The sequence below is a fragment of the Streptomyces sp. Ac-502 genome (assembly GCF_045222935.1).
In the GTDB taxonomy this organism is placed as follows: Bacteria; Actinomycetota; Actinomycetes; order Streptomycetales; family Streptomycetaceae; genus Streptomyces; species Streptomyces monomycini.
This window is the reverse complement of sequence record NZ_JBHFFO010000001.1, coordinates 3,984,935-3,999,009: the sequence shown is the minus strand read 5'-3', so window position 1 is coordinate 3,999,009 and position 14,075 is coordinate 3,984,935. Positions and strand designations below refer to the sequence as shown.

At 71.5% G+C, this 14,075-nt stretch carries 8 protein-coding genes and 2 pseudogenes; 3 read left to right on the top strand and 7 right to left on the bottom strand.

The features are described from left to right. Positions 1 to 6: 6 nt before the first annotated feature. Together ACEXOX_RS18085 and pepN are read right to left on the bottom strand one after the other, a co-directional pair. Positions 7 to 1,053, bottom strand: a complete 1,047-nt coding sequence (locus tag ACEXOX_RS18085) for a hypothetical protein (RefSeq protein ID WP_406521833.1) — start codon at positions 1,051 to 1,053, stop codon at positions 7 to 9. 181 nt (positions 1,054 to 1,234) lie between these two features. After that, a pseudogene (pepN, locus tag ACEXOX_RS18080) lies at positions 1,235 to 3,816 on the bottom strand (aminopeptidase N). Between the two features lie 122 nt (positions 3,817 to 3,938). On the opposite strand from pepN, the gene ACEXOX_RS18075 reads away from it, so the two are divergent. Next, complete coding sequence (locus tag ACEXOX_RS18075; protein ID WP_406521831.1) at positions 3,939 to 4,595, top strand: DsbA family protein; 657 nt, start codon at positions 3,939 to 3,941, stop codon at positions 4,593 to 4,595. A 172-nt stretch (positions 4,596 to 4,767) separates the two neighbouring features. Here the strand turns inward: ACEXOX_RS18075 and ACEXOX_RS18070 are convergent, their stop codons facing one another. The 3 genes and pseudogenes from ACEXOX_RS18070 to ACEXOX_RS18060 all read right to left on the bottom strand — a co-directional run bounded on the left by ACEXOX_RS18070 (position 4,768) and on the right by ACEXOX_RS18060 (position 8,793). Beyond that, the gene (locus ACEXOX_RS18070) at positions 4,768 to 5,409 is read right to left on the bottom strand and encodes a superoxide dismutase (protein ID WP_030020565.1); all 642 of its coding nucleotides are present in this window, start codon (positions 5,407 to 5,409) and stop codon (positions 4,768 to 4,770) included. 217 nt (positions 5,410 to 5,626) lie between these two features. After that, a pseudogene (locus ACEXOX_RS18065) lies at positions 5,627 to 7,092 on the bottom strand (amino acid permease). A gap of 288 nt (positions 7,093 to 7,380) precedes the next feature. Continuing rightward, positions 7,381 to 8,793 (bottom strand): amino acid permease, encoded by a 1,413-nt coding sequence (locus ACEXOX_RS18060; RefSeq protein WP_406521829.1) that lies wholly within the window; start codon positions 8,791 to 8,793, stop codon positions 7,381 to 7,383. Positions 8,794 to 9,104: 311 nt separating this feature from the next. Between ACEXOX_RS18060 and ACEXOX_RS18055 the strand changes: the two genes are divergently transcribed. Further along, on the top strand, positions 9,105 to 9,704 hold the full coding sequence (locus ACEXOX_RS18055) for a biotin transporter BioY (protein WP_406521828.1): 600 nt from the start codon (positions 9,105 to 9,107) through the stop codon (positions 9,702 to 9,704). A 228-nt stretch (positions 9,705 to 9,932) separates the two neighbouring features. Here ACEXOX_RS18055 and ACEXOX_RS18050 read toward each other — a convergent pair whose 3' ends face one another. Further along, positions 9,933 to 10,682, bottom strand: a complete 750-nt coding sequence (locus ACEXOX_RS18050; protein WP_406521827.1) for a hypothetical protein — start codon at positions 10,680 to 10,682, stop codon at positions 9,933 to 9,935. Positions 10,683 to 10,746: 64 nt separating this feature from the next. Here ACEXOX_RS18050 and ACEXOX_RS18045 point away from each other — a divergent pair, with 64 nt between their 5' ends. Next, entirely contained in the window at positions 10,747 to 12,420 is a 1,674-nt protein-coding gene (locus ACEXOX_RS18045) for a protein kinase domain-containing protein (RefSeq protein WP_406521825.1), read from the top strand. Here the strand turns inward: ACEXOX_RS18045 and ACEXOX_RS18040 are convergent. Then, positions 12,381 to 13,892, bottom strand: coding sequence for an amino acid permease (locus ACEXOX_RS18040; RefSeq protein WP_406521823.1), 1,512 nt, complete (start codon positions 13,890 to 13,892; stop codon positions 12,381 to 12,383). The genes ACEXOX_RS18045 and ACEXOX_RS18040 overlap by 40 nt on opposite strands. Positions 13,893 to 14,075: the final 183 nt, after the last annotated feature.

Sequence of the window (14,075 nt, the reverse complement as noted above, 5' to 3'; positions counted from 1 at the left end):
CGGTCCTCAGCGCGGCAGCACCACCACGTACGACCCCGGCTCGTGGTCGTCCGCCGCCATCAGGGCCGTCCGGACCACCGCCGCCTGCTGCTCCGGAGCGTCGCGCAGCTTGCGCGGGCTGAGGCGGACGACCGTGATGCCCAGCCGCTCCAGGTGCTCGCGCTTGCGGGCGTACTCCGCCCGCAGCGCCTCGTCCTCCTGGCGGGGCACCCGCGCGTCGATCTCCACGGCGACCGCCTGCTCGGGCCAGTACGCGTCCACCCCGCCCAGGTGCGGGCCGCCGGGCAGCCGCAGGTCCACGTTCCACAGCGGGTCCGGCAGGCCGTAGTGCCGCACCAGCCCGTAGAGCCGGCCCTCGGCCAGCGCGCGGCCCTCGGCCAGCAGCGCGTGCACGGCGTCCACCACGTGCGGCAGGTTCAGCAGCCGCGCCTGGTTGAACTCCCTCACCACCGCCGTCGCTTCGCAGTGGCCGCCGCGTACCGCCTCGGTCAGCAGCCGGCCCACCGTGCAGGCGTCCGAGAGCCCGCTGACGGCGTCCGCGAGGGCCCGGGGTACGGGGGCCACCGGCACCCCGGTGACCTGCTGCGGCTGCGGCATCACCTGGGCCCGCACGACCTGCGCGAATCCGGCGGTGCGCAGCCGCCGGGTGCGCGGCACCAGCACCTCGATGCGGTCCAGGGAGAGCAGCGGGGGAGCGGAGGAGAAGCGGTGCAGGGCCAGCGCCGCGAGCCCGGTGATCATCGGCTCCGCGGCGGGCGCAGTGCCGGCCTGCGCGGGGACGGCGGACGGGCGGCTCGCCGCGTACAGCAGGACCGCGTGCAGGCGTTCCTCGCTGGTGGGCGGGCCGGGGTGGAGCAGGTGCACGCCCGGCAGCACCTGCTGCCAGGGGCCGCCGGGGCGGCACCGCTCGGCGGTCTCCGCCGCGCCGATGCCGTGTTCGCGCAGCTGGCGGCTGGTCAGTACGCGGGGCCCGCGGCCGGGACGGTCGTGCAGCGGACGGGGCGAGAGCGGGGTGGAGGACTCCCCGCCGGACGTTGGGGAAGTGTGGTTCATGTCCCGGCCATTCCCGCCGCCGCCCGGTCTCCTAACGCCTGTTACACGCCCGTCGACAAACCCGGACAACGCCGTCCTAAAGTACGGACGTTCGAGCACCGAAAATGGTGGGTCCGGCCGGAGTTGACGCCGGTGTGCGGGTCCGGCCGCACGGCCGGGACCCGCACACGGGAGCCAACGGCTACCGCGCCGCCTGCGCGTCGCAGGCCTGCGCCCGCAGGGCCCGCGCCAGGTCGTCGCGCGACTCCGACACCAGGCGCCGCAGCGCGGACGGCGCGTCCGGGTGCCCGGACAGCCACGCGTCCGCCGCGTCCACCGTCTCCTGACGGTCCTGGTGGGCGGGGAACAGCCCCCGGACGACGGCCATGCCGATCTCGATCGACCGCTCCCGCCAGACCCGCTCGACGGCCGCGAAGTACTTCGGCGCGTACGGGGCCGCCAGGTCCCGCTGCGACGCCTGCACGAAGCCGGAGATCGTCGCCTCGACCAGCGCGTTGGACAGCTCGTCGGACTCCACCACGTCCGCCCACGCCCGCGCCTTGACCTCGGCCGAGGGCCGGGCGGCCAGGCACCGTACGTGGTGGCGGCGGCCCGAGGCGGTGTCGTCGCGCCGCAGTTCGGCGTCGACGGCGGCCTGGTCGGCGGCGCCGTGCGCGGCCAGCGGCTCCAGGAACGTCCAGCGCAGTTCCTGGTCGACGTCCAGCCCGTCGATCTTCGCGGTGCCGTCCAGCAGGCCCTGGAGGAGCTGGAAGTCGGCGGCCGTGGTGGCCACCGAGGCGAAGAACCGCGCCCAGGACAGCTGGTGACCGCTGCCCGGCTCGGCCAGCCGCAGTTCGTGCAGGGCGCCCTGGGCCAGCTCCCGTGCGGCCAGGTCGCGGTGGTCGGGCGCCGTGTAGTGGGAGAGCGCGTAGCCGGCCTGGGCGTGCAGCGACTGGAGCACGCCGATGTCCGACTCGCGGCCCGCGAAGCGCAGTACGAGGTCGAGGTAGTCGCGGGCGGGCATCAGCCCGTCGCGGGTCAGGCCCCACACCGCCGACCAGCACAGCGCGCGCGACAGCGGGTCGGTGATCTCGCCGAGGTGGCCGCGCAGGGTGGCCAGCGACCGCTCGTCGAAGCGGACCTTGCCGTACGTCAGGTCGTCGTCGTTGACCAGGATCAGCTCCGGGCGGTCGGCGCCGGTCAGTTCGGTGACGACCGTGCGCGGGCCGGAGACGTCCAGCTCGGCGCGGGCGTAGCGGACCAGGGCGCCGTCGGCGTTCTCCCGCCGGTACAGGCCCACGGCCACGCGGTGCGGCCGCAGTTCGGGGCGCTCGGGGAGGCCTCCTGGAGGACGCTCAGCTCGGTGACGCGGCCTTCGGCGTCGTACGTGGCCTGCGGCGTGAGCGCGTTGACGCCCGCCGTCTCCAGCCAGGCGCGCGACCAGGTGGTCAGGTCGCGTCCCGAGGTCTCCTCCAGGACGGACAGCAGGTCGCTCAGGCGGGTGTTGCCGTACGCGTGCCGCTTGAAGTAGCGTCGCGCGCCCTCCAGGAACGCGTCCCGGCCGACGTACGCGACGAGCTGCTTGAGGACGGCCGCGCCCTTGGCGTACGTGATGCCGTCGAAGTTGAGCTTGGCCTCCTCCAGGTCGCCGATGTCGGCGGTGACCGGGTGGGTGGACGGCAGCTGGTCGGCGCGGTACGCCCAGGCCTTGCGGCCGTTGGCGAAGGTGATCCAGCCGTTGGTGAAGCGGGTCGCCTCGACCAGGGACAGCGCGCCCATGAAGTCGGCGAACGACTCCTTGAGCCACAGGTCGTCCCACCACCGCATGGTCACCAGGTCGCCGAACCACATGTGCGCCATCTCGTGCAGGATCACGTTGGCGCGGCGCTCGTAGGACGCCTCGGTCACCTTGCCGCGGAAGACGAACTCCTCGCGGAAGGTGACACAGCCCGGGTTCTCCATCGCGCCGATGTTGTACTCGGGCACGAACGCCTGGTCGTACTTGCCGAAGGGGTACGGGTAGTCGAAGTGCTCGTGGAAGAAGTCCAGGCCCTGCTTGGTGACGGTGAAGATGTCCGCGGGGTCGAAGTGCCGCGACAGCCCCTTGCGGCACAGCGCGCCGAGCGGGATCTCCAGCTCCGTGCCGTCGGCGAGGGTGCGCCGGTAGGTGTCGGAGACGTAGTGGTACGGGCCGGCGACGACGGCCGTGATGTACGTCGAGATCGGCCGCGTCTCGGCGAACCGGTACGTGCCCGCCTCGGGTTCGCCCTCCTGGGCGCCGTTGCTGAGCACCACCCAGCCGTCGGGTGCGGTCACCTCGAAGCGGAACGGCGCCTTCAGGTCGGGCTGTTCGAAGGTGGTGAAGACCCGGCGGGCGTCGGCCGGCTCGTACTGCGTGTAGAGGTAGACCTCACCGTCCTCCGGGTCGACGAAGCGGTGCAGGCCCTCGCCGGTCCGGCTGTACGCGCACTGCGCGTCGACCACCAGGGTGTTCTCCGCGGCCAGGTCCGCCAGGGCGACCCGGGTGCCGTCGAAGACCTCCGCCGGGTCCAGCTCCCGGCCGTTGAGGGTGACGGCGGTGACGGACGGCGCCACCAGGTCCGCGAAGGTGGCGGCCCCCGGCTCGGCACACCGGAAGCGGACGGTGGTGCGCGAGCGGAAGGTGCGCGCGGCCTCGCCCTCCAGGACCGCCGACCGCAGGTCCAGCGCCACGTCGTACCCGTCGACGCTCAGCAGTCCGGCCCGCTCCCGGGCCTCGTCTCGGGTCAGATTCTCACCGGGCACGACGTGACTCCTCGTCCTCGTCTCGTATGTCGAACACTGGGAATCATGGCACGCCGCACCCCGGTTGAATCCGGTGGCCGGTCCGCAGGCCGGCCGCCGACCCGAACGTTCGAGGAGCAACCGTGTCCGAGACCGCTGCCGCAACCGACCGGACCCCGGCCGATTTCTGGTTCGACCCGTCCTGCCCGTGGGCCTGGCTGACCTCCCGCTGGATGCTGGAGGTGGAGCGGGTGCGCCCGGTGGACGTGCGCTGGCACGTGATGAGCCTCGGCGTGCTGAACGAGGACAAGCTCGACGAGCTGCCCGAGGAGTACCGGGAGAAGAACCGTCCCGGCGGCGTGGTGTGGGCGCCGGTGCGGGTGTGCGTCGCCGCCGAGCGGGAGCACGGGCAAGAGGCGCTGGCCCGCCTCTACACGGCGCTCGGCACCCGTTTCCACAAGCAGGGCCTGCCGCGGACGAAGGAGACGATCGTGGCCGCCCTGAAGGAGGCCGGGCTGCCCGCCGGGCTGGCCGACGCGGCGGACACCGACGCGTACGACACGGAGCTGCGCGCCTCGCACAAGGCGGGCATCGACCTGGTGGGCCAGGAGGTCGGCACCCCGGTCATCGCCGTACCCGGCGCCGACGGCGAGCGGATCGCCTTCTTCGGCCCGGTCGTCACCCCGGCCCCGAAGGGCGAGCAGGCCGCGCAGCTGTGGGACGGCACGCTGATGGTCGCGTCCATCCCGGGTTTCTACGAGATCAAGCGGACGCGGACGCAGGGGCCGGTCTTCGACTGAGCCGCGGGGGCGGCGGCATCGCGTACCGGCGCGGGGAATCCGTCGGCGGGCGCAGAAGAACCCCCGTGAGTCATGTCCTCACGGGGGTTCTTCCGCTATCCGCCCGCCGGGTGAAGGTTGAGAAGACGATCACGAGGCAGGACGCTCACCGGTGCGCCGCGGGGCGCGGGGATCAGGGAGCGATCAGCAGAACGTTGGAGCGCTCCTTGGCGGCCGCGTAGCGCTTGGCGACGTCCTGCCAGTTGACGACGCGCCACATCGCCTCGATGAAGTCCACCTTCTGGTTCTTGTACTGCAGGTAGAAGGCGTGCTCCCAGGCGTCGAAGACCAGGATCGGCACCGAGCCCTGGCCGACGTTGCCCTGGTGGTCGTAGATCTGCTCGACGATCAGGCGGCCGGTGATCGGCTCGTAGGCCAGGACGCCCCAGCCGGAGCCCTGGGTGGTGGCCGCGGCCTTGGTCAGCTGGGCCTTGAACTTGGCGTACGAGCCGAAGTTCTCCGCGATGGCGTCCGCCAGCTCGCCCACGCCGTCCTTCTCCAGCGGCTCGCCGCCGCCGTCACCGGTCATGTTGTGCCAGTAGATGCTGTGCAGGATGTGGCCGGAGAGGTGGAACGCGAGGTTCTTCTCCAGGCCGTTGATGGAGCCCCACTGGTCCTTGTCGCGCGCCTCGGCGAGCTGCTCCAGGGTGTCGTTGGCGCCCTTGACGTACGCGGCGTGGTGCTTGTCGTGGTGCAGCTCGATGATCTCAGGGCTGATGACGGGTTCGAGCGCCGCGTAGTCGTACGGAAGTTCCGGAAGATTGTAGGTGGCCATGCCGAGCCCTCCAGCTGCTTACGACCTTTAATTGCAATCGACTTGCAACTGCACGCTACCAGCATGAGTGATCACGAACCCGCCGAGGGGCGGAGTCTGGGCCAAAGAAGGAGGCGGTGCCCGACCTCGGTCCGAGGTCCGGCACCGCCTCCGGAAAAGCGCGGCGCATTCTGGTGAGGTAAGCCTTACCGCACTTTCTGCTTTGGTGAGGTAAGCCTTACTTCTCCACTTGCCCGACGTCCTTTTGACGCGCCATTCGCTGCTTGACGAGACCGACGGCGACGAGCACCACCGCGAACCCGCCGGTGAAGTAGAGCTGGACGCGCTGGTTCTCGTCCCGCAGCATCAGCAGCAGCACCGCCACCACCCCGGCCAGCGCGACCCACGTCAGCACCGGGAAGAGCCACATCCGCACGACCAGCTTCCCGGGCTCCTCGCGCTCCAGCCGGCGGCGCATCCGCAGCTGGGCGACGGCGATGAAGCCCCACACGACCAGGATCGCCGCGCCCACCATGTTCAGCAGCCACTGGAAGACGGTCTCCGGCCACCAGTAGCTGAACAGCACCGCGAGGAACCCGAAGGCGGAGCAGAGGATCACCGCGCGGCGCGGCACGCCGCCGCTGACGGTGCGCAGGAAGCGCGGGCCCTGGCCGCGGGCGGAGAGGGAGTGCGCCATCCGGGAGGAGCCGTAGATGTTGGCGTTCATCGCGGACAGCAGCGCGATCAGGATGACGACGTTCATGATCTGCCCGGCCGCCGGGATGTCCAGGTAGTCCAGGACGGCGACGTACGGGCCGCTCTCGGCGATGTCCGCGTTGTTCCAGGGGATGACGGTGACGATGACCGCCATCGAGCCGACGTAGAACAGGGCGATCCGCCACATCGCGGTGCGTACGGCGCGGGCCACACCGCGCACCGGGTCCTTGGACTCGGCGGCGGCGATCGTCACCGTCTCCAGGCCGCCGTAGGCGAAGACGGACGCCAGCAGGCCGATGACCAGGCCGTCCGAGCCGTTGGGCAGGAAGCCGCCGTCGCCGGTCAGATGGGCGACGCCGGGGGCGGAGGTGCCGGGCAGCACGCCGAAGATGGCCAGCAGGCCCAGGACGAGGAAGATGCCGATCGCGGTGATCTTCAGGGCCGCGAACCAGAACTCGAACTCGCCGAAGTTGCTGACCGCCGCGAGGTTGGCGCCGCAGAAGACCACCATGAACAGCAGCACCCACATCCAGGGCTGCGTGTCCGGGAACCAGCCGGTCATGATCCCGGCGGCGCCGATCGCCTCGACGGCCACCGCCACGCACAGCTGGGCGGTGAACATCCAGCCGGTGGTCAGGCCCGCCCACGGGCCGATCGAGCGCCCGGCGTGCACGGAGAAGGAGCCGGAGGCGGGGCTGGCCGCCGCCATCTCGCCGAGCATCCGCATCACCAGCATGACCAGGCAGCCGGAGACGGCGTAGGCGAGCACGATCGAGGGCCGGCCGCCGCGATGCCTTCCTTGGAGCCGACGAACAGCCCGGCGCCGATCACACCGCCGAGGGCGATCATCGACAGATGGCGCTGCTTGAGTCCGTTGGACAGCGTGGCGCCGGTACCCGGGTCCGCCGCGCTGCCGGTGCCGTCCGCGCCCGGGACCTGGCCGGTCCGCTCGCGCTCGGGCGTGGTGGACGAAGGTGTCCGATTCATGGTCGTACCTGTCCCATTAAGTGAGAGCGAGCGAGACGATCGACGGTGAAAACGCGCTCAGTTTGAGTGTCTGTGTCCGCTGAGGGCAACAGTCGTGCAGCAGTTGTTCGGTATTCAGACGTGATCGTGACCGGTCGTATTCACACCGTTGTGAGACGTGACCCCGGGTGTTCGCGGAGCGGAAGTGGGGCGGCCGATTCCGGCCGATTGCCCGGCTCCCGCGAGGGCGGTCGTCCCGGTTCCCGCGGAGGCCGGTCGCCCGGCTCCCGCGAGGGACGCGGACACCCGTCAGCGGCCGGACCGCCGCATCCGCAGCTCCCGCAGCCCCGCGACCGCCAGCACCGCACCGGTCGCCGCGGCCGACCACAGCAGCTGCGGCCGGGCCCCGTCGTCGGTGAGCATCAGCACCAGCACCGCCACCATGGCCGCCAGCGCCGTCCACGTCAGATACGGGAACGCCCACATGCGCAGGGTCAGCTTCTCCGGCGCCGTCCGCTCGATCTGCCGCCGCAGCCGCAGCTGCGACAGCGCGATCAGTGCCCAGACGAACAGCAGCACCGCGCCGACCGCGTTCAGCATGTAGAGGAAGACCGTGTCCGGCCACAGCAGATTGAGCAGCACCGAGACGAAGCCGAAGGCCACCGACGACAGCACGGCCCGGCGCGGCACCCCGCCCGCCGTCACCTTCAGCAGCGAGCGCGGCGCCTCGCCCCGCTCGGCCAGCGAGAAGACCATCCGCGAGGACCCGTAGAGGTTGGCGTTGAGCGCCGAGAGCAGCGCCACGAAGACCACCACGTTCATGATCTGGCCCGCGCCCGGCACACCGATGCTGTCCAGCACCGCGACGTACGGACTCTTGCCCGGCTGCATCGACGACCAGGGCAGCAGCGTCACGACGACCAGCATCGAGCCCACGTAGAAGAAGAGGATGCGCCACACCGCGCTGCGCACCGCGCGCGCCACGTTGCGCGCCGGGTCGTCGGACTCGGCCGCGGCGATGGTCACGACCTCCAGGCCGCCGAAGGCGAACGCGACGGCCAGCACCCCGGAGATCACGCCCTGCCAGCCGTTGGGCAGGAAGCCGCCCTGCCCGGTGAGGTTGGCCAGCCCGACCGCCTCGGTGTCCGGCAGCACGCCGAAGATCGCGAGCAGGCTGAGTACCAGGAACAGCACGATCGCGGCGACCTTCAGCGTCGCGAACCAGAACTCGAACTCGCCGAAGCTCTTGACCGCGGTGAGGTTGGCGGCCGTGAAGACCAGCATGAAGATCAGCACCCAGCCCCACTGCGGGACCGCGGGCACCCACCCGTTGGCGATCTGCGCCGCGCCGGTGGCCTCCACCGCCAGCACCACCACCAGCAGGAACCAGTACAGCCAGCCCACGCTGAAGCCCGCCCAGCGGCCCAGCGCGCGCTCCGCGTGCACCGAGAAGGCGCCGGACGCGGGCATCGCCGAGGACATCTCGCCGAGCATCCGCATGATCAGCATGGCCAGCGCGCCCGCGATCAGATACGAGATGACGATGCCGGGGCCGGCCACCGCGATGCCCGCGCCGGAGCCCACGAACAGGCCCGCGCCGATCACCCCGCCCAGTCCGAGCATGGTCAGATGGCGCTGCTTGAGACCGGCGGACAGCGGCTCTCGCCCGCCGGCGCCATCGCCCGGCGGAGGCGTACCGGTGGCGGTGGGTGCGTCGTGCATGGGCTCGTACTCTCGCAAAGGTCTTTGGGGGAACCCCACAGGGTTCCGCGTTGTCCCCCCAGTTTCCCCGCCCGCCGCGCGCTACCACAAAATGCGCACCCGTCCGGGGTGCGGGCCGTGACGAGCATCACGTGACCTGCGAAGACCGCTGACGAGGCGGTTCGGCCCCGGGGACGGGGCGTTGTACGGAAGTCTCCAAGGACACCATTGCGCCTTTGTCGCCGCCACACGATGATCGGCTCCGGGGCGCTGGACTAACGTCATCGCGTCCCACCCTGTCCCCGCTCCACCTCACACCCCGCGGAGTTCCGATGAGCACTGCCGACGCAACCACCAGGCCCGGTGCGGTCCTCGCCGATCTGCTGCCCGCAGCAGGCGCCACCCGCGCCCGCGTCCGCGACGCCGCACTGGTCGTCGGCGGCGCCGCGCTCACCGGCATCGCCGCGCAGATCGCCCTCCCGGTCCCCGGCTCCCCGGTCCCGGTCACCGGCCAGACCTTCGCCGCCCTGCTCGTCGGCGCCTCGCTCGGCGCGCGCCGCGGCTTCGTGTCGCTCGCGCTGTACGCGCTGCTCGGCATGGCGGGCATGCCCTGGTTCGCGGGCGGCGCGGCCGGCGCGGGCGGCGCGACCTTCGGCTACGTCCTCGGCATGCTCCTCGCCTCCACCGCGGTGGGCGCGCTGGCCCGCCGCGGCGGCGACCGCGGCCCGCTGCGCACGGTCGGCACGATGGCGGTCGGCACGGCCCTGATCTACGCGGTCGGCGTGCCCTTCCTCGCGCTGAGCACCGGCATGACGTTCGGCCAGGCCGTCGCGACCGGTCTCGTCCCCTTCCTGATCGGCGACGCCCTCAAGGCCGCGCTGGCGATGGGCGCGCTGCCCACCGCGTGGAAGCTGCTCGGCCGCCGCGGCTGATCCCGCGCGCGCCGTCCTTCCGTACGGAACCGGACCGGGCCCCATACCACCACCTCGCGTGGCGGTACGGGGCCCGGCGGCGTTCCGGGCACGTACGGCCCGTACGCGTACGGGCCGCGCGTTCGGTGCGGCCCGTGCCTGCACGACCCGAACCCGTACGCTCCGAACCCGAACGACTCGTGCCCGTACGACTCGTGCCCGTACGACTCATGCCCGTACGGCCCGAGGTCACCTGTGGGACGACCTGCGGGTGGTGATCCACACCCCGGCACCGCCGAGGAGCAGCAGGCCGGCGGCGGCGCACGCCAGCGGCAGGACCGACGGCGGTCCGGTCTCGGGCAGCCGCTCCTCAGGGGCCGCCGACCCCGACGGGGCCGGGGTGACGGTCGACGAGCCGGCCGGCACGTTGACGGTGTTGAGCATCAGCGGGGTGTCCGGCGCGTCCGACACCGGGTTCCGGGTGCCGAAATGGACCGGTCCCTGCTGCCACAGCAAGGTCTCCGTGTTTCCCAGTGTCACCGGCAGACAGATCCGCCCCTGCCGGTTCAGATCGAAATGCGCGGTGACATCGAACGTACGGCTCTTTCCGCTCGCCAACGAGTCGACGGCACACGAGTACGCGCTGTTCGAGCCCTTCGGGAGCCGCGCCTCGGGCACCTTCGAGCACCCGGCCACGTTGTCGACCGTCAGCCCCTGGAAACCGGCGACCGTCAGCCGTACGGCACCGGTGGTGGTGGTTCCCTTGTTGGTGACCTTGGCGGTCAGCCCGGTCTTTCCGCTGTGATTGTCGACGGAAATCCGTTCCGGCAGTTCCGTGGTGATCCGATAGCCCGCCGGCGCGCTCGGCCCGGCCTTGCCGCCCGCGCTGCTGCCCGGTACGGGTTCGGCCGCCAGAGCCGCGGAACCGACCGGCAGAGCCAGTACGGCAGCCGCCGCGGCCACCATGAACGCGCGTTTTCCCTGTCGGGTTGTGTACATTCTTGAATCCCCCTTTTCCCCGTCCGCTACCGAGGTATTTGATGGGTACCACAAGATTCCGCGGGTGCTGTGGGGGCTGGGCATGGTGGGGAATGCGAGCGAGGTGGGGCCCGGGCGTCTGGCGGCCGGCCGTTACCGCCTGCTGGAATTGATCGGACGCGGCGGAATGGGGCGGGTCTGGCGCGCCCAGGACGAAATGCTCGACCGGTGCGTCGCGGTCAAGGAAATACGTATCGGCGAACACGCCGGCGAGGAAAGCGTGGTGCAGCGCGAACGCAGTCTGCGCGAGGCCCGTGCCACCGCCCGGATCGACCATCCGAACGTGGTGCGCGTCCACGACGTGGCCGAGGAGGGCGACCGGCTGTGGATCGTCATGCAGCTGGTCCAGGCCCGTTCCCTGGAGCAGATCCTCGCCCAGGACGGCCCGCTGGCCCCGGACGCGGCGGCCCGGGTCGGCGCCGGACTGGCCCGCGCCCTGCGCGAGGTGCACGCGGTGGGCGTGCTCCACCGGGACATCAAGCCCGGCAACGTCCTGATCGACGACCGCGGCACCGTGGTGCTGACCGACTTCGGCATCGCCGCCATGCAGGACGCCACCGCGCTGACCATGGCCGGGATGCTCATCGGCTCGCCCGACTACATGGCGCCGGAACGGGTGGCGGGACAGGAGCAGGGGCCGCCCTCCGACCTGTGGTCCCTGGGCGCCACCCTGTGCGCCGCCGTCGCGGGGCAGTCACCGTTCACCCGCGCCACGACCCTCGCCACGCTGCACGCGGTCCTGCACGAGGAGCCCGCCATCCCGCCCGCCGCGGGCCCGCTGCGCGAGGTGCTCACCGCCCTGCTGAACAAGATCCCGGAGGCGCGTCCCTCCCTCGACGAGGTCGAGGCGCGGCTCGGCCCGCCGGCGCGCCAGGCCGCCGCGGCGAATCCGACGGAGCCGGTGAACGCCGCGCGGGTGGTGGACGTCCGTACGCCCACGGTGGCCGATCCGGCGCCGGACCGCGTCCAGACGGAGGCGCCTGCTGTCCGTACGGACACCGGCCCGCAGGCCACGGTCGCTCCCGCAATCCCCTCAGACCCACCCTCCCCGACAGACTCACTCGGTCACCCTCGCCGCAAGCGGCACACCCTGCTCGCCGCCGTCGGCGTCCTCGCGTCCGCCGCCGCGGTGGTGGTGGTCCTCGTAGCGACAGAGGGCGCGGACCCCGGCGGTACGGCCGGTGCCGGCGTCGGCACCGGCCGCCCTCCCGCCACCGGCCCCAGCGCCGGTACGGGCAGCGCCACGGGCAGCGGGAGCGGCGACCAGGTGGCCACGCCCGGCGCCCGCCGTACCGAGAACGGCTTCAACTGGGTGCCGCCGGCCGGCTGGAACCGCACCGAGGAGTCCCCCAGCGACATCACGTACAGCACGAAGGACGGCTCCACGCTCGTCTCGGCGCGGCAGGATCCGTCCTCCGGCGGCGACCTGCTGACGATCTGGCAGCAGTACGAGGCGCAGCAGCACGACGTGCCGGGCTACCGCAGGATCCGGCTGGAGCGCACCACGTTCCAGGGCCACCCCGCCGTCGAGTGGGAGTTCGCCTACACCCGCGACGGGAAACCGGCGCACGGGCGGCAGCTCGGCTTCCGGGCCGGGAACCGGACCTATCAGCTCAGCCTCTGGTACCTGGACGCCGCCGAGGCCGCCGCGCTGCGCGCCTACGACCGGGTCAAGGAGTCCTTCCGCACGTCCCCCTGACCTTCCGGGCCGCGGCCGTCCGCCGCGCCGGCGCCGCCCGCCGCGCCGCCCTTGGCGCGCCGCCGGCGGTCCAGCACCAGGCCGACGACCAGGACGACCGCGGCCGCGACCACCGACAGCACCATCTGCTTGCGCCCGTCGGGGTTGTAGAACATGTACCCGACGACGAAGAGGATCAGCGCGATCGTCGCGTACGTCAGATACGGGTACAGCCACATCCGTACCGTCAGCCGCTCCGGCATGTCCCGCTCGATGACCTTGCGCATCCGCAGCTGGGAGAAGCAGATGACCAGCCAGACGAAGAGCGCCACCGCGCCGGAGGAGTTCAGCAGGAACTCGAAGACGGTGTCCTTGGAGGTGTAGCTGAAGATCGTCGCGACGAAGCCGAAGGCCACCGACGCCCAGATGGCGGTCGCCGGGACGCCGCCCTTGTTCACCCGGGCGAAGGACTTCGGCGCGTCGCCGCGCTCGCCGAGCGAGAAGGCCATCCGGGAGGCGGTGTAGAGGCCGGAGTTCAGGCAGGACAGCACGGCGGTGAGCACCACGACGTCCATCACGGTGCCGGCCGCCGGGATGTCCAGCGACTTCAGCACGGCCACGTAGGGGCTCTTGTCGAGCGCCGGGTCGTCCCACGGCAGCAGCGTCACGATCACCGCGATGGAGCCGAGGTAGAACAGCGCGATCCGCCAGATGACGCTGTTGACGGCCTTGCGGACGGCCTGCACCGGGTTCGGCGACTCGCTGGCGGCCAGGGTGACGATCTCGCTGCCCATGAAGGAGAAGACCACCAGCAGCATGCCGGAGAGGATCGCGCCGGGCCCGTTCGGCAGGAAGCCGCCGTGGCCGGTCAGGTTCGACAGGCCCACCGCGTGGTCGCCGGGCGGCAGCCCGAAGATCGCCAGCGCGCCGACCAGGATGAACACCACGATCGCCACGACCTTGATGCCCGCGAACCAGAACTCGAACTCGCCGAACGAGCCGACGGAGATCAGGTTGGTGCCGGTCAGCACCATCATCACCAGCAGCGCCCACGCCCACTGCGGGACGGCGGGGACCCAGCCGGTGAGGATTCCGGCGGCGGCGGTCGCCTCGACGGCCAGCACGACCGACCAGAAGAACCAGTACAGCCAGCCGATGGTGAAGCCCGCCCAGCGGCCCAGCGCCCGGTCCGCGTAGGCGGAGAACGAGCCGGAGGTGGGGGAGGCGGCGGCCATCTCGCCCAGCATCCGCATCACCAGGACGACCAGCAGGCCGGTCAGCGCGTACGAGATCAGGATGCCGGGCCCGGCCTTGGCGATACCGGCGCCGGAGCCCACGAACAGCCCGGCGCCGATCACCCCGCCGATGGCGATCATCGACAGATGGCGGTTCTTGAGACCTGCCTGAAGACCGTCGGGTGACTGGCCTCCGCCGGGGCCGCCGGGGTCACCGGCCGCCTTGCCCGCGTTCATGGTCGGCGGATGCGCGCCCATGTGCACCGTCCTTCTGTGGTTCTCGGTGTCGAGTCCCCGCATTAGAACTGCGTTAACGGTCGTTTTGGAAGATCTGAATCCGGATCGTTGCCTGGATCTCATTTCCGCACGTCGCCGCGTGAACACCGCATGTATGGCGGTATGAGGACCCGGCGACACCTACCCCCGGCCCGGCGGACCACA

Bases quoted from the DNA above. Each gene is read 5' to 3' on its own strand.
- ACEXOX_RS18085 (WP_406521833.1), bottom strand. From the start codon at position 1,053: ATGAACCACACTTCCCCAACGTCCGGCGGGGAGTCCTCCACCCCGCTC.
- ACEXOX_RS18070 (WP_030020565.1), bottom strand. From the start codon at position 5,409: ATGGCCACCTACAATCTTCCGGAACTTCCGTACGACTACGCGGCGCTC.
- ACEXOX_RS18060 (WP_406521829.1), bottom strand. From the start codon at position 8,793: ATGCACGACGCACCCACCGCCACCGGTACGCCTCCGCCGGGCGATGGC.
- ACEXOX_RS18055 (WP_406521828.1), top strand. From the start codon at position 9,105: ATGAGCACTGCCGACGCAACCACCAGGCCCGGTGCGGTCCTCGCCGAT.
- ACEXOX_RS18050 (WP_406521827.1), bottom strand. From the start codon at position 10,682: ATGTACACAACCCGACAGGGAAAACGCGCGTTCATGGTGGCCGCGGCG.
- ACEXOX_RS18040 (WP_406521823.1), bottom strand. From the start codon at position 13,892: ATGGGCGCGCATCCGCCGACCATGAACGCGGGCAAGGCGGCCGGTGAC.